This is a genomic window from Duganella sp. (assembly GCF_039595735.1).
In the GTDB taxonomy this organism is placed as follows: Bacteria; Pseudomonadota; Gammaproteobacteria; order Burkholderiales; family Burkholderiaceae_D; genus Rugamonas.
This window is the reverse complement of the sequence record NZ_JBCNLB010000027.1, coordinates 13789-29065: the sequence shown is the minus strand read 5'-3', so window position 1 is coordinate 29065 and position 15277 is coordinate 13789. Positions and strand designations below refer to the sequence as shown.

General features: G+C 65.5%; 15 protein-coding genes. 10 read left to right on the top strand and 5 right to left on the bottom strand.

Going from position 1 to position 15277, the window contains the following annotated elements:
• Positions 1–36: 36 nt before the first annotated feature.
• The 7 genes from ABDW57_RS26550 to ABDW57_RS26520 all read left to right on the top strand — a co-directional run bounded on the left by ABDW57_RS26550 (position 37) and on the right by ABDW57_RS26520 (position 6641).
• On the top strand, positions 37–174 hold the full coding sequence (locus tag ABDW57_RS26550) for a hypothetical protein (RefSeq protein ID WP_343733143.1): 138 nt from the start codon (positions 37–39) through the stop codon (positions 172–174).
• Between the two features lie 191 nt (positions 175–365).
• Positions 366–506, top strand: a complete 141-nt coding sequence (locus ABDW57_RS26545) for a hypothetical protein (RefSeq protein WP_343733142.1) — start codon at positions 366–368, stop codon at positions 504–506.
• Positions 507–601: 95 nt separating this feature from the next.
• Entirely contained in the window at positions 602–967 is a 366-nt protein-coding gene (locus ABDW57_RS26540) for a hypothetical protein (RefSeq protein WP_343733141.1), read from the top strand.
• Positions 968–1038: 71 nt separating this feature from the next.
• Complete coding sequence (locus tag ABDW57_RS26535; protein WP_343733140.1) at positions 1039–4461, top strand: response regulator; 3423 nt, start codon at positions 1039–1041, stop codon at positions 4459–4461.
• Between the two features lie 88 nt (positions 4462–4549).
• The gene (locus tag ABDW57_RS26530) at positions 4550–5017 is read left to right on the top strand and encodes an acyl-CoA thioesterase (RefSeq protein WP_343733148.1); all 468 of its coding nucleotides are present in this window, start codon (positions 4550–4552) and stop codon (positions 5015–5017) included.
• Positions 5014–6084 (top strand): alpha/beta hydrolase, encoded by a 1071-nt coding sequence (locus ABDW57_RS26525; RefSeq protein ID WP_343733139.1) that lies wholly within the window; start codon positions 5014–5016, stop codon positions 6082–6084. Before ABDW57_RS26530 ends, ABDW57_RS26525 begins: the two co-directional genes overlap by 4 nt.
• A gap of 107 nt (positions 6085–6191) precedes the next feature.
• Entirely contained in the window at positions 6192–6641 is a 450-nt protein-coding gene (locus ABDW57_RS26520) for a Rid family hydrolase (RefSeq protein ID WP_343733138.1), read from the top strand.
• Here the strand turns inward: ABDW57_RS26520 and ABDW57_RS26515 are convergent.
• Positions 6638–7951, bottom strand: coding sequence for an MFS transporter (locus ABDW57_RS26515; protein ID WP_343733137.1), 1314 nt, complete (start codon positions 7949–7951; stop codon positions 6638–6640). The genes ABDW57_RS26520 and ABDW57_RS26515 overlap by 4 nt on opposite strands.
• Before the next feature lie 32 nt (positions 7952–7983).
• Positions 7984–9315, bottom strand: coding sequence for a glucarate dehydratase (gene gudD, locus ABDW57_RS26510; RefSeq protein WP_343733136.1), 1332 nt, complete (start codon positions 9313–9315; stop codon positions 7984–7986).
• Between the two features lie 150 nt (positions 9316–9465).
• On the opposite strand from gudD, the gene ABDW57_RS26505 reads away from it, so the two are divergent.
• Complete coding sequence (locus ABDW57_RS26505) at positions 9466–10497, top strand: LacI family DNA-binding transcriptional regulator (protein WP_343733135.1); 1032 nt, start codon at positions 9466–9468, stop codon at positions 10495–10497.
• An 18-nt stretch (positions 10498–10515) separates the two neighbouring features.
• Complete coding sequence (locus tag ABDW57_RS26500; RefSeq protein ID WP_343733134.1) at positions 10516–10785, top strand: KTSC domain-containing protein; 270 nt, start codon at positions 10516–10518, stop codon at positions 10783–10785.
• Here ABDW57_RS26500 and ABDW57_RS26495 read toward each other — a convergent pair whose 3' ends face one another.
• The 3 genes from ABDW57_RS26495 to ABDW57_RS26485 are packed head-to-tail and all read right to left on the bottom strand — an operon-like array spanning position 10786 to position 13917.
• Complete coding sequence (locus ABDW57_RS26495) at positions 10786–11748, bottom strand: alpha/beta hydrolase (protein ID WP_343733133.1); 963 nt, start codon at positions 11746–11748, stop codon at positions 10786–10788.
• 37 nt (positions 11749–11785) lie between these two features.
• The gene (locus tag ABDW57_RS26490; RefSeq protein ID WP_343733132.1) at positions 11786–13036 is read right to left on the bottom strand and encodes an MFS transporter; all 1251 of its coding nucleotides are present in this window, start codon (positions 13034–13036) and stop codon (positions 11786–11788) included.
• Entirely contained in the window at positions 13033–13917 is an 885-nt protein-coding gene (locus tag ABDW57_RS26485; protein WP_343733131.1) for a dihydrodipicolinate synthase family protein, read from the bottom strand. The genes ABDW57_RS26490 and ABDW57_RS26485 overlap by 4 nt, the downstream gene beginning before the upstream one ends.
• 59 nt (positions 13918–13976) lie before the next feature.
• Here ABDW57_RS26485 and ptsJ point away from each other — a divergent pair, with 59 nt between their 5' ends.
• On the top strand, positions 13977–15275 hold the full coding sequence (ptsJ, locus tag ABDW57_RS26480; RefSeq protein WP_343733130.1) for a transcriptional regulator PtsJ: 1299 nt from the start codon (positions 13977–13979) through the stop codon (positions 15273–15275).
• The last annotated feature ends 2 nt before the right edge of the window (positions 15276–15277 follow it).

The window sequence follows — 15277 nt, the reverse complement described above, 5'->3', positions numbered from 1 at the left end:
GTAGCCGACACTGAAGGCTAACCGAGGAGAATTCGTATGCAGCACCTGCACACCACCCCCGACCCCGAAGTGCCGCCGCCGCCGGAAAAAGATCCGCCGCCGGACAATACGCCATTGCCGGAACAGGCGCCGATCGAGGAACCGACTCCGCCCAAGCCGCCGATTAAAACTTGACGATTGATTACATGATTGTGTGCGCCAGCGTACCGTCCGTTGCGTGGAACGGACGGTATTCTGGTTCCACGTCGCTGCTTGTTGCTCGCTGGACACATATTTTCCCTTTTGTGCCGGGCGTCACACAGCGGTCATGAAAGAGTTTCTATAATTTAGTCATGTCGTCGGTTTTCTGTTCACGGAGAGCAATCATGGGCAATTCCTTACACAATAAAATCTACCTCGGTCGCCGTACGGTTGCCCTGAGCACCAAGCGTGTACCAGCCATGATTTGCATCGCAGCGTTTGCCAGCATCGGCCTGGCCTGGCTGCTGATCCGAGCGTTCCAGTAAGCAGCGTCATCCGCGCTTAACTGTCATTGCTTGCCGCCAAGGCGGCGTGCGCGTACCATGAGGGCCGCAGTAAGTCTCTTATGGAAAAAATGGCAATGAAGAATGAAAAATTCACGCAGGACGAGTACGACGCCCTGTACGAAATCAAGCGCGGCATCAAGGGTGATCGCGTCAGCGCGTGCGTCGGCCGCAACAGCAAGCGCCTGTCCGGGCTCAAGCTGATCAGCATCGCCCGCAACGGCCGCATCTCGCTGACCGAGAAGGGCGAGCAGGCGATTTTCCTGCGCCGCTGCGTGCTGGCCCTGCGCGCGCTGTCCGAGCAGCCGGGCGCCCCGGTGGACGCCGACGTCGCGCTATTCCTCGGTAAAAAGTCCCACATCCTCGAACGCGCCGAAGGCGGCTTCGAAATCAGCGACAAGGGCCGCGAGTCGCTGGAAGACATCATTAGCCAGGGCTACTGATAAAAACGCTCCTACGGAGCGTTTTTTTTCTGTAATGTAGAGCTAATACACCAACAAGAGCTCCGTCCGTCATGAGAATCACCACGCTGCACAAGTTTCGCAAACTGTTTGGCATGCTGGTGACGGCCGTGGTGGTGGTGTTGCTGATCGTCTCGGTGTTTGTGGTGCATGTGCTGAATCAGAGCCGGCTGCGCTACTACGCCAGCGCCGAGGCCACCGCGCACAATCTCACGGTCTCGCTGGAAAACTTCCTCAACTCCCATTTTCAGGCGGCCGAGCTGGCCATGCGCCGCGCCGACCAGGAATTCCGCACCCTGCATCAGGAGCGCCGTTTCGACGACGCCCAATTCAGCGCCTACCTGCGCAGCCTGAAGGAGCGCCTGCCGTACGCGCAGGCGGTGCGCGGCTCCAACGCGGCCGGCCTGGTGGTGTACGGCGAACAGGTCGACCTCGCCAATCCACAGGATCTGACCATCCGCGAGTTTTACGCGCGCGTGCAGAATGAGCATCAACTGATCTTTGGCGTGCCGGTCAAGTCGCGCATCAGCGGCGAGTGGGTGCTGCCGCTGGTCTACCCGCTGACCCTGCCGAGCGGCGAGTTTGGCGGCACCGCCTATGTGGTGATGAACAGCGCCCGCATCACCGAAGCGTTTGCCGCCCTGAATGTCGGCCCGCACGGTTCCATCGTGCTGCTGGATGACAAGCGGCGCGTGCTGCACCGCTATCCCGAAGTGCCGGACATGCCGATCGGCAGCACCATCAAGGTCAATCCGGCCACCCAGGCCATCCTGGACGGCAAGCAGCAGCGTGCCAGCTATATCGTCATCAGCCCGCGCGACCGCCGCGAGCGCACGCTCAGTGTGGAGAAGATCGGCGCCTATCCGGTGTATGTGGTGGTGGGCCTGGCCAGCGACGATTTCCTGGCGCCGTGGTACAAGGAGGTGCGCAACGCCTCGATCTTCCTGGCTATCCTGCTGGGGCTGGCGGCGGCGCTGCTGGTGGGCGTGCGCTATGGCCTGGAGAAGCAGTTCCAGGCGCTGCAGACCCTGGGCGAGACCGACCGCGCGCTGCAAACCTCGCTGGCCCGGCTGACCGCCTCGGAATCGCGCTGGCGCTCGTTGACCGAGGGCCTGCCGCAAATGGTGTGGACCGCCACGCCGCAACTGCGCATCGACTTCCTCAGCCATCACTGGGAAGATTTCAGCGGCATGCCGGCCGGCCAGCTGATCGCATCGGGCGACTGGTCGCGCGTGATTCATCCGGATGACCTGCCGGTGGTGACGGCCGCCTGGCAGCGCGCGCTGCTGGGCGGCGACCAGTTCCGCTGCGACTGCCGCCTGCGCCGCCACGATGGCGAATGGCGCATCTTCGACAATCACGCGCTGCCGCAGAAGGATGCCAGCGGCGCCATCGTCAGCTGGGTCGGCAGCAGCACCGATTCCACCGAGCTGCGCACCGCGCACGAGGCGCTGCTGCAGGCCAAGGAAGCGGCCGACAAGGCCGGCCGCGCCAAGTCCGACTTCGTGGCCAATATGAGTCACGAGATCCGCTCGCCGATGAACGCCGTGCTGGGTATGCTGCAGCTGCTGCGCCAGACCGAGATGAGCGGGCGCCAGCAGGATTACGTCAACAAGGCGCATGCGGCCGCCAGCGCCTTGCTCGGGCTGCTCAACGATGTGCTGGACTTCTCCAAGGTGGAAGCCGGCAAGCTGGCGCTCGATCCGCATCCATTCCGCCTGGACAAGCTGTGGCGCGACCTGGCGGTGATCCTGTCGGCCAATGTCGGCGCCAAGGATATCGAGGTGCTGTTCCGCATTGCGCCCGAGCTGCCGGCCATGGTGGTGGGCGATGCCCTGCGGCTGCAGCAGATCCTGCTCAACCTGGCCGGCAATGCCATCAAGTTCACCGAGCGCGGCGAGGTGGTGGTGTCGGCCCAGCTGGTGGCGCAGGGCGAGCGCAGCCTGTCGATCGCGTTTGCCATCCGCGACACCGGCATCGGCATCGCTCCCGAGCAGTGCGAACGCATCTTCGACGGCTTCTCGCAGGCGGAAGCCTCGACCGCGCGGCGCTTTGGCGGCACCGGCCTGGGGCTGGCGATCAGCCAGCGGCTGGTGCGCCTGATGGGCGGCACCTTGCGCGTGGTGAGCGAGCCGGGCCATGGCAGCGTGTTTGATTTCACGGTGGAATTCGGCATCTCCGACGAACAGCCGCCAGCCGCGTCGCCGGCCGTGCTGCCGGCGCAGGAAGCCATGATGCGTGGCCTGTCCTGTCTGGTGGTGGACGACAACCCGGTGGCGCGCACGGTGCTGCGCGAAATGGCCACCTCGTTTGGCTGGCGGGTCGAGGTGGCGGCCGACGGTTACGAGGCGCTGGATGCGATTGCCGCGCAAATCGCGCGCCACAAGCTGTATGACGTGGTGTTCATCGACTGGCGCATGCCGGCGCTGGACGGCTGGGAAACCAGTTGCCGCATCCGCCAGCTGGCGCCGGAAGGCAAGACGCCGCTGATCGTGATGGTGACCGCGCATGACCGCGAGATCCTGGCCCAGCGCCACAAGGAAATGGGGCCGGTGCTGGATGGCTTTGTGGTCAAGCCGGTCACGGCCTCGATGCTGTTCGATGCCGTGGCCGACGCCCGTCTTGAACGGCGCCAGCCGCTGGAGCTGGTGGCGGCACCGGCGCAGCAGCGGCTGGCCGGCGTGCGCCTGCTGCTGGTGGAAGATAATCCGGCCAACCAGCAGGTGGCCAGCGAACTGCTGGGCAACGAGGGCGCACAGGTGGAGGTGGCCAGCTCCGGCCAGGCCGCACTTGCCGCCCTGAGCCGTCCGGGCGCTTTGCCGGACCTGATCCTGATGGATATCCAGATGCCGGGCATGGATGGCTACCAGGCCACGCGCGCCATTCAAGGCAAGCTGGGCAAGGCGACGCCGGCCATCGTGGCCATGACCGCCAACGCGCTGGCGGCCGACCGCATTGCCGCGCTGGAGGCCGGCATGGCCGACCACATCGGCAAGCCTTTCGATCTGGAGCAACTGATTGCCGTGATCCTGCAGCATGCGCGCGGCACGACGCCGGCCGCCGTTGCCGAGCCGGCGGCTGCGGTGGCGGCGGCGCCGGCCGGCGAGGAGGGCGGCGCCATGCCGCTGCCAGACGCCGGCTTGAACAGCGCTGCGGCACTGAAGCGGATGGGCGGACTGGAGTCGGTGTACCTGATCGCCTTGCGCAGCTTCGCGGTGGAAGCCGAACGGCTGGCCGAGCAATTGCGCAATGCCAGCCAAGAGCACGATACCGCGGCCGCCTTGCCGGCGCTGCATGTCCTGAAGGGCCTGGCCGGGACGGTGGGCGCCGACCGGTTGGCCACCCTCAGTCAATTGGCCGAGCGCGCGCTCAAGCAGGATGCGGCGGCGTGGAAGCCGCTGGAGCTGGTGCTGGATGCCTGCGCCGATGTGGCCGAGGACGTCGGGCAATTACTGACCGAGCGTCATTCGCGCTGAAACCGGTCCAAATCATTATTTGCGAATAGCAAGCTTAGCGGATAGCATGTTGTTACAGACAACTAGGAGCTAGGCAATGGAAAAACCGATGAACTGGGTGGAGCACGAACTGAGCATGACCGTGCTGATGACGCCGGATATGGCCAACTTTTCAGGCAACGTCCACGGCGGCACGATTCTGAAATACCTGGACAGCGTGGCCTATGCCTGCGCCAGCCGTTACTCGGGCAGTTATGTGGTGACGCTGTCGGTGGACCAGGTGATGTTCCTGCAGCCCATCCATGTGGGTGAACTGGTGACCTTCCTTGCCTCGATCAACTACACCGGCCGCACCTCAATGGAGGTGGGCATCCGCGTGGTGACGGAAAACATCCAGCAGCGCCTGGTGCGCCATGCCAACAGCTGCTACTTCACCATGGTGGCGGTGGACTCCAACCGCAAGCCGGTGGAAGTGCCGACCCTGGTGCCGGCAACCGAGGAACAGAAACAGCGCTGGGAGCAGGCCCTGCTGCGCAAGCAGGCCCGTCAGATGGTGCACGGCAACCGCAAGAAATGAAGCGGCTGGCGCTGGCCGTCGCGTTGGTCATGGCGTTGCCGGCGGTGCTGGCGGCGCCGCCGACCGGGCGGGAGATCATCGGCGACGTCAGCCGCATTGTCGCGCCAGACGGCGTGCAGGAGAACTTCAAGCTGCACGTCAACGGCATCGATCAGTGGGTCTACACGCGCGGCCAGGACCGCAGGAATCCAGTGCTGCTGTTCCTGCATGGCGGGCCGGCATCACCCAGCGCGCCCACCATGTGGATGTACCAGCGCCCGTTGGAGGAGTATTTCACGGTGGTGAATTACGACCAGCGCGGCGCCGGCAAGACCTATCTGGAAAACGCTCCAGACCAGGTGCGCCCTACCCTGAACATCCAGCAGTTTGTTGATGACGCGGTGAAAGTAACCGAAGCCGTCTCCCGACGTTACGGCAAGCGCAAGGTGATCCTGGTCGGCCACAGCTGGGGCACGGTGGTGGGCATGCGGGCGGCATTGGCGCGGCCGGACCTGTTCCACGCCTATGTCGGCATCGGGCAGGTGATCAGCATGCTGGATAACGAAAAGGTCAGCTTCGATTTCGCCATGGCGCAGGCGCGCAAGGAAAAGAATGAGAAGGCGATCAAGGAGCTGGAGTCGATCGCGCCGTATCCGGGCGATACGCCGATCACGCGCGAGCGCATCGTCATCGAGCGCAACTGGGCGCAGCACTACGGCGGCCTGGCGGCTTACCGCAGCGACTTCGCCTACTACTTCAACGCGCCGCTGCTGTCGCCCGAGTATGACGACAAGGCCACGCAAGCCATCGACCAGGGCAGCCTGCTGACGCTGGAGCGGGTGTTGAACGAGTGGCTGCAGGTGGACTTCAAGCCGGTGAAATCGTTCCCGATTCCGGTGGTGATGTTCATGGGCCGTCATGACTACACCACGCCGTCCGAACCGACGGCGGCCTGGCTGGCCAAGGTCAAGGCGCCTTATAAACGCGCCGTCTGGTTTGAAAACTCCTCGCACCTGGTGCAATTCGAAGAGCCGGGCAAGACCCTGGTCAGCCTGCTGAACTACGTGCGCCCGCTGGCCAGGGACTGAGGCGCGCTTCTGCAATAAGGCGTACGCGCAACGCCTATATGTGGTGACGCGGGCTGCCGCGCGATTGTCTATGCTTCTTGCTCGATTCATTCACCGGGAAGAAAGACATGACTACCTCGACGTTAAACAAGCAGACCGCCAACCTCGGCGTGGCCTGGGAAGGCATTTACGGCTACACCCAGGCCGTGAAGGTGAAGGACACCATCTACATTTCCGGCCAGCTGAGCCACGACAAGCAGGGCAATCTGGTGGCGCCCGCCGCACTGGGCGCCGACGGCAAGCCGCGCGATTTCGATACCATGGCAGCGCAGATGCGCCAGACCTATGGGAACGCCGTCGAACTGCTGGCGCAGTTCGGCGCCACGCTCGACAACGTGGTGGAAGAAACGCTGTTCGTGCTGGACGTGGACGCCGCCTTCAAGGTGGCTGGCGAGGTGCGCAAGGAGATGTACGCCAGCGCGCAACCCGCCATCGCCAGCAATCTGATCGGCGTGTCCAGGCTGGCATTCCCTGAACAGCTGATCGAGATTACTTTCCGCGCCATCCTGCCGGATTAAGCCGGCTTGCGGCGGCGGGTCAGGAACACCAGGCCCGCAGCGATCACCGAAGCGGCGGCCAGGGCGTACAGACCGCCCTGGATGGAGCCGGTCTTCTGCTCCAGGTAGCCGAAGGTGGCCGGCGCCACGAAGCCGCCCAGGTTGCCCAGCGAGTTGATCAGCGCGATCACGGCGGCGGCGATGCGGCTGTCCAGATAGCCTTGCGGGATCGGCCAGAACAGCGATGAAGCCGCCTTGAAGCCGATGCCGGCAAAGCAGATCGCCACGAACGCAAACACCGGACCGCCGGTGGTGGAGGCAAACATGCCGCAGGCCGCAATCACCAGCGCCACCGCCACCCATGCCTGCTGGTGGCGGTACTTCTGCGCCAGCGAGGCAAACATATACATGGCCGCAATCGAGATGATCCACGGGATTGAGTTGAACAGGCCGATCTGGAATTCGCTGAAATGGCCCATCTTCTTGATGATGCTGGGCAGCCAGAAGGTGGCGCCGTAGATGGTCAGCTGGATCGCGAAGTAGATGAAGCAGAACAGGGCGATGCGGCTGTCCTTCAACAGCGTGAACATGCTGGCGTGGGCCGGCTTGGCGGCGTCGCGCTCCTTCTTCTCGGCGGCGATCACGGTGGCCAGGGCGGTGCGCTCGGCATCGCTGAGCCACCTGGCGTCTTCCGGACGCGAGTCGAGGAAGAACCACACCACAAAACACAGCGCCACCGAGGCCAGGCCTTCAATAATGAACATCCATTGCCAGCCGTGGAAGCCGCCGCCTTCAATCGACAGCAGCGCCCCGGACAGCGGCCCCGACATCACCGACGCCAGCGCCGAACCGCTCAGGAAGATGGCCATGGCCTTGCCGCGCTCGCGGTTCGGCAGCCACTGGGTAAAGTAGTAGACCACGCCGGGGAAGAAGCCGGCTTCGGCCACGCCCAGCAGGAAACGCATCACGTAGAACGACATCTCGCCCTGCACAAAGGCCATGCCGGTCGCCACCACGCCCCAGCTGGCCATGATGCGGGTCAGCCAGGCCTTGGCGCCGAAACGCTGCTGCAGGATGTTGGAGGGCACTTCAAACAGGGCGTAAGCCAGGAAAAACACGCCGGCGCCAAAACCGAACGCCGCCGCGCCGATGCCGAGGTCTTTTTCCAGATGTGAACGCACAAAGCCGATGTTGACGCGGTCGATGTAGTTGGCGATGAACATCACCACAAACAGCGGCAGGATGCGCCATTTGACTTTGCTGACCGCCGTGTCGAGCACGGCCGGGACGGCGGCTGCGGTGCCGCCTGTGGTGGTTGCTGCGGTAGTCATGCTTGTCTCCAGGTTCGTTGTTGTTATCGGTGTTAGCGAACCATGCAAGGCATCTTGTTGTTGAACTGCCAGCCCGGGATCAGGAACTGCATCGCCACCGCGTCGTCACGCGCGCCCAGGCCCATGTTGTTGTACAGGTGGTGGGCGGCATCGATGGCGTCCATGTCCAGCTCCACGCCGAGGCCCGGCGCGGTCGGCACCTGCACCATGCCGCCCTTGATCTGCAGCGGGTTTTTGGTCAGGTGCTGGCCATCCTGCCAGATCCAGTGGGTATCGATGGCGGTGATATTGCCCGGCGCGGCGGCCGCCACGTGGGTGAACATGGCCAGCGAGACGTCGAAGTGGTTGTTCGAGTGCGAGCCCCAGGTCAGGCCCCATTCATGGCACATCTGCGCCACGCGGACCGAGCCCTGCATGGTCCAGAAGTGCGGGTCGGCCAGCGGAATGTCGACCGATTGCAGCTGGATGGCATGGCGCATTTCGCGCCAGTCGGTGGCGACCATGTTGGTGGCGGTCAGCAAGCCGGTGGCGCGGCGGAACTCGGCCATCACCTCGCGGCCGGAGTAGCCGTTCTCGGCGCCGCATGGGTCTTCGGCGTAGGCCAGCACGTCGCCCTTGTCGCGGCACAGGCGGATGGCGTCCTTGAGCAGCCAGCCGCCGTTCGGGTCCAGCGTCACGCGCGCCTGTGGGAAGCGTTCGTGGATGGCGGTGACCGCTTCGATTTCTTCCTCGCCGCGGAACACGCCGCCTTTCAGCTTGAAGTCGTTGAAGCCGTAGCGCTCATAGGCGGCTTCGGCCAGGCGCACCACGGCTTCCGGCGTGACCGCCTGCTCGGTGCGGATGCGGGTCCAGTTGTCGCTGGCGTCATCCGGCACGCCGGCGTAGGGCAGGTTGGTGGCATTGCGGTCGCCAATGTAGAACAGATAGCCCAGCATCTCGACTTCGCTACGCTGCTGGCCCTCGCCCAGCAGGGCGGCCACCGGCACGCCGAGGAATTTCCCCACCAGGTCCAGCAGTGCCGCTTCCAGTGCGGTGACGGCGTGGATGGCGATGCGCAGGTCGAAGGTTTGCAGGCCACGGCCGCCGGCATCGCGGTCGGCAAAGGCGGCGCGGGCGGCGTTCAGGATGGCGTTGTAGTTGCCGATCGGCTGATTCAGCAGCAGCGGGCGCGCATCTTCCAGCGTCTGGCGGATTTTCTCGCCGCCCGGCACTTCGCCGACGCCGGTGTTGCCGGCGCTGTCGGTCAGGATGACGATGTTGCGGGTGAAATAGGGGCCATGGGCGCCGCTCAGGTTGAGCAGCATGCTGTCGCGGCCGGCCACGGGAATAACGCGCACGGCAACGATACGTGGGGTGTCTTGCATGATAATCCTTCTAAAATGATTGCGCTGTCATTTGCATGGTAACCATGTATCCCAGCATTTTCAAGGGAAACCTGCGGATTTTAGGTTTTTAAAATGATAGAAAATGATGTGCGATGCTACAATGGCACCTCTTTTTATAGCGAGGTGTTTATGAGCGAGCTGCGCACGTTGCGCACGGCCGCCGGCGAGATCAGTGTCAGCGGCGCCACGCTGGCGGATGTGGCCAAGGTGGCGGGCGTGTCGCCAATTACCGTCTCGCGCGCGCTGAACCAGCCGCATCTGGTGCGGCCGAATACCGTGGCCAAAGTGCAGGCGGCGGTGCAGCAGACCGGCTACGTGAAAAACATGATGGCTGGCGCGCTGGCCTCCAGCCGCAGCAGGCTGGTGTCGCTGGTGCTGCCGACCATCTCGACGCCGATCTTTGCCGACATGGTGCAGGCGGCCAGCGATCATCTTACTGCGGCCGGCTATCAGGTGATGCTGGGCTTGTCCAGCTACGAGGCCTGGCGCGAGGAGGTGCTGGTCGAGACCATCCTCAGCCGCCGTCCGGATGGGGTGATCCTGACCGGCTCGCTGCACACCGACAGCACGCGCCGCCGCCTGCAGGCGGCGCAGGTGCCGGTGGTGGAGGCCTGGGACCTGACGCCGTCGCCGATCGACATGATGGTCGGCTTCTCGCACGAGGAAGTGGGCCATGCGATTGCCCAGCATTTGCTGGAGCGCGGCTACCAGCGGATCGCCATCCTGGCGGTGGAAGATCCGCGCGCGCAGCGCCGCAACCAGGGCTTGCAGGCCGGGCTGGCCAAACATGGTTTGCAGGTGAGGGCGATACAGGTCATGCCCTTGCCATCCACCTTTGCGCTGGGGCGCGATGGCCTGGCGCAGTTGCTGGAGCGCTGTGCGGATGTGGATGCGGTGGTGTGCAGTTCCGACACGCTGGCGCACGGCGTGTTGACCGAAGCCATCGCGCGCGGACTGGCGGTGCCGCAACAATTGGCGGTGGTCGGCTTTGGCGATCTGAATTTTGCGACGCGCACCCATCCGCCGCTATCGACTGTGCGCGTCGATGGCGCTAATATCGGACGTGTGGCGGCGCAGGCGATCCTGGATCGGCTGGAAGGCAAGGCGGTGAGCTGCCTGACAGATACCGGTTTCCAGTTTATCCAGCGCGGCAGTACTTAACCGACCAGGGAGGCCGGCATGGAAATGAAGCGCATCAATGCGGGGAAATTGCGGGCCATCGGCTATGACGCGCGCGACAAGCTGTTGCGGGTGGAGTTTGAGGATGGCAGTGCCATCGACTATTCGGGCGTGGGCAACGAGGTGTGGCGCAAGCTGTCCAGCTCCGGTTCGGCGTGGAGCTACTACCGCGACAATATCGAGGATGAATATACCGGCCGGCGCGGCGTGGTGCGCAAGCCCACCACGCGCGCCGACCTGGAGGACTTGTTCAAGTCCCCCGGCGAGTAATTACAGGCGGCCGACGGCGATGACGGCGTCGGCAAAGGCCTTGGGCGCTTCCTGCGGCAGGTTGTGGCCGATGCCGCCGTTGATCTGCTGGTGCTGGTACTTGCCGGTGAAGCGCTTGGCGTAGCTGGCCGGTTCCGGATGCGGCGCGCCGTTGGCGTCGCCTTCCATGGTGATGGTCGGCACGCTGATGTTGGGCGTCTTCGCCAGGTTGTCTTCGAGTTCCTGGTATCGGGCCTCGCCCGGTTCCAGGCCCAGGCGCCAGCGGTAGTTGGAGATGGTGATGGCGGCGTGGTCCGGGTTCTCCAGCGAGGCGGCGCTGAGGGCGTAGGTGGCGTCATCGAAATGCCATTGCGGCGAGGCCAGTTTCCAGATCAGTTTGGCGAAATCGCGGTGGTTCTTCTGGTAGCCGGCGCGGCCGCGTTCGGTGGCGAAGTAGAACTGATACCACCATTGCAGTTCGGCGGCCGGCGGCAGTGGCTGCTTGCCGGCTTCCTGGCTGCCGATCAGATAGCCGCTGACCGAGACCAGTCCGGTGACGCGCTGCGGCCACAGGGCGGCAATGATGTCGGCGGTGCGCGCGCCCCAGTCGTAGCCGGCCAGTGTGGCTTTTTCGATGTTCAGTGCATCCATCAGGGCGACGATATCGGCGGCCAGCGCGGCCGGCTCGCCGTTGCGTGGCGTGCTGGCGTTGAGGAAGCGGGTGCTGCCGTAGCCGCGCAGGTGCGGGATGATGACGCGGTAGCCGGCCTTGGTCAGCAGCGGCGCCACATCGACGTAGCTGTTGATGTCATACGGCCAGCCGTGCAGCAGGATCACCACCGGACCGTTGGCCGGCCCCTGATCGACATAGCCGACATTGAGGTCGCCGGCGTTGATCTGCTTAATGTCCGTAAAGCCAGCGGCCGACGCCGCTCCCGATAAGGCAAACAGCGCGGCTGCAATAAGATGGCGGTAAAGTTTCATGACGGTCTCCGGTAAAGGTGGGATGAGCCGTCAAATCTTAGACCTTCCGCTGCCGCCCCAATTCCTCCCGAAGAGATAAGCCGCTCGTTCTTTTGGGTAGGTAGGCCAGCATGGCGGCAGTGGTGATGAGGAGGGTGCCGGCGAGCAGTGGCGTGCGGGCGTCCCAGCTGGACAGCAGGCCGGCGCTGGCGGTGCCCGCTGAGCCGGCCGTGATTTTCAGGGCCGCCACCCACAGGAAGATCTGGCCGCGGGCGTTGGCGGGCGCGTATTCGGTGCGCGCGGCCAGGGTGGCGGCAAAGAAGAAGGCGTTCGCCACGCCGGCGATCCAGAACAGGCACACCGCCAGTTGCCAGCCGTCGCTGAGCATGATGGCGCACAGGCCGCTTGCGGCACACAGGGCGAGGCGGGTCATCAGCCGGTCCGGGCTGCCGCGCAAGGGGCGCAGCATGACGCCGACCGATCCCGACAGATTGCCGATGCCGTAGGCGGCGGTCATGGCTGCCGCGCCGGCCAGCGGGATGCCGAGCCGGCCGGTCATCTGGACGGCGGTGATCGGCAGCGCGGCCATGCAGAACGCCACCAGCACGGTCATGTAGAGGGTGCGGCGCAGTTTGCCGTTGCCGGCGATCAGGGCAATGGTGCGCCATGCGCCGGGTACGGCTTGCGGATTGCCGCCATGCCCGGGCGCGGCGTAGGGCAGGCGCATCACCAGCCCGGCGGCCAGGAAGGTGGCCGCGGCCAGACAATGTGCGGCCAGCGCGGGTGATCCCCAGGCCGAGACGGCGGCCACCATGGAGGGGCCGACGGTGCCGCCGATGCCGTAAGTGGCGACGTCCCAGCCTTGGGCGCGGCGCAGGTCGGCGCCGCAGCCGGCGATGGCGGGCAAGCGGGTGCTGATGCCGCCGGTCAGCAAGGGGCCGCACAGGCCGGCCAGTGCCAGCAGCAGGCCGGTCAGGGCGAGCGGCACGCGGCCGTAAGTGGCGACGGCGGCGGCCAGCGCGGCGGCGTATAGCAGACAGGCCAGGGCGATGATTTTGCGGCCGTCGTCGGCCAGGTCGATGCGGCGCGCGACGAAGGGACCGAGCAGGTGGGGCGCGGTCAGGCAGGCGCCCAGCACGCCGGCGACCTGGCCGCCGTCGCCGCGCGTGGTGGCAAGCAGGACCACCGCCACCACCGCGCCGCCATCCGCCATCCGCGCCAGCGAGGCCGCGGCGACATAGCGGGCGAGGGCGCCGCGCGGCGCAGTCCCGGCACTCGCGGGAACGGCAGCGCGTGCCAGAGCGGTCATGCCAGTTCCAGGGTGTCGATCAGCCTGGCCAGTTCGGCGCGGTCGGCGGCCGCCAGGGATTGCAGCGGCCGGGGCAGGCAGGGGCCTGGCACCAGGCCGAGGATTTCCAGCGCGCTGGCGGTGACGCGCAGGCTGCCGCCATGGCGGGCGATCAGATCCCAGTAGGGCTGCAGGCGCTCGGACAGCCGCGTTGCCTGTTCCTTGCTGGCGGCGCGGCTGATGGCCAGCGTGGTTTGCGGAAACAGGCCGCCGATCACCGAGTACCATGCCTCGCAGCCGGCGTTCAGGCCGGTCGCGCCAAACCAGTCGCCGCTGACGCCGATGGTGACGCTGTCCGGGATGAGCGCGCGCAGGCGGCCCACGCGCTGCGCCGCCTCCACCGGATCGGCCGGCACGCCCGGAATCTTGATCGAGCCGACATGCGGCAATTGCGCGATGCGGCCATGCAATTCATCGCTGAAGTGAAAGCGCGTGGTGCCGGGATTGTCATACACGCACAGCGGGATCGACAGATGACGCGTCACCGTCTCGTACAGCCCATACACCTCGTCCGCCGTCAAGGCGTGGTACGACACCGGCGCCAGCAGCACCGCGCTGGCGCCAGCCTTCTGCGCGTCTTCGGCCAACGCCAGCACATCGCGCGTGCGCAGCGCGCCGATGCCGACCATTACAGGGACGCCGTCCGCATGCTCCACCGCCAGTTGTGCCGCCCGTGCCCGCTCGGCCCGGCTCAGGTAGGGGTAGCAGCCAGTTGAACCCAGGGCGCCGATCGAGTCCACGCCGGCGGCGGCCAGACGCTGCACCAGCCGGCCATAGGCCGCTGCGTCGATACCGTCTTCATTGAGGGGCGTAATAGGGAATGCGCTGAGACCGGAAAACATGGCGTAACTCCTGAGAATGGTAGAATGTCTGGTACATAATAACACTATGTCCTAGGACAATGTCAAAGATTACCGGAACCACTGCCATTGAAATTGCCGACTGCATCCGCGCGCTGGTGCAGAACGGCCACTATCATCCCGGCGACACGCTGCCGCCCGTGCGCGAACTGGCCGAAACCCTGGGCGTCAACCGCAACACCGTGGCCGCCGCCTACCAGCGCCTGACCAAGGCCGGGCTGGCACTGGCGCAAGGCCGGCACGGCACCAGCATCGCCACGGCGCCGCAAGCCGGCGAACAGGAAGGCCTGAGCGGCGACACCCCGCTGATCGACCTTGCCCACGGCAATCCCAACCTCAACTGGCTGCCGGACGCCAGCCCGCTGCTGGCCGGCCGCCCGCTGCGCTCGGCCCTGTACGGCGAGGACACCATCCTGCCCGAACTGCGCGCCGCGGGCCTTAGCTGGTTTGCCGACGACTGTCCGCCCGGCTGGGAACTGGAACTGACCAACGGCGCGGTGGACGGCATCGAACGGCTGGCCGCCGCGCAACTGGTGGCCGGCGACAAGGTGGCGGTGGAAGACCCATGCTTCCTCGGCTCGATCAATGCCCTGCGCCTGAGCGGCATGCAGACCATCGGCGTGCCGATCGATGACGAAGGCATGCAGCCGCAAGCCCTGCAGCGTGCACTGGAACAGGGCGCACGCGCCGTGCTGCTGACGCCGCGCGCCAACAACCCGACCGGCTGCAGCCTGTCCAGGCGGCGCGCCGAAGAGCTCAAGCGCGTGCTGGCCGGGCACCCCAATGTGCTGATCATCGTCGACGACCATTTCGCTTTGCTGGCCAGCGAACCCTACCACTCGGTGATTCCATCCCCGGCCACGCGCTGGGCCGTGCTGCGTTCCGTTTCCAAGGGCCTGGGGCCGGACATGCGGCTGGCCTTCGTGGCCTGCGACGCCGGCACCGCCGCCCGCCTGCGCACCCGCCTGGCGCCGGGCATGAGCTGGGTCAGCCGCATCCTGCAGACCGTGGTGGCGGCCTGCCTCGGCGCACCCGCGGTGCAGCAGCAGATTGCGGCCGCCCGCGCCGGCTATGCGGCCCGCCGCGCCGAACTGCGCAGCGAGCTGATCGCACAGGGCATCAGGCTGCCGCCGCCGGCGGACGGCCTCAACGTCTGGATACCGCTCGACCGCGACGCCAGGGACGTGGCTTACGCGCTGGCCAAAAAAGGCTGGCTGGTGCGGCTGGGCAGCGCTTACGATGTGCAGGCGCAGTCGCAAGCGATCCGCATCACGGTCTCCAACATGCAGGATGGACAGGCGCGGCAATTTGCGCTGGACTTGAAATCGGCGCTGCGTTAGCG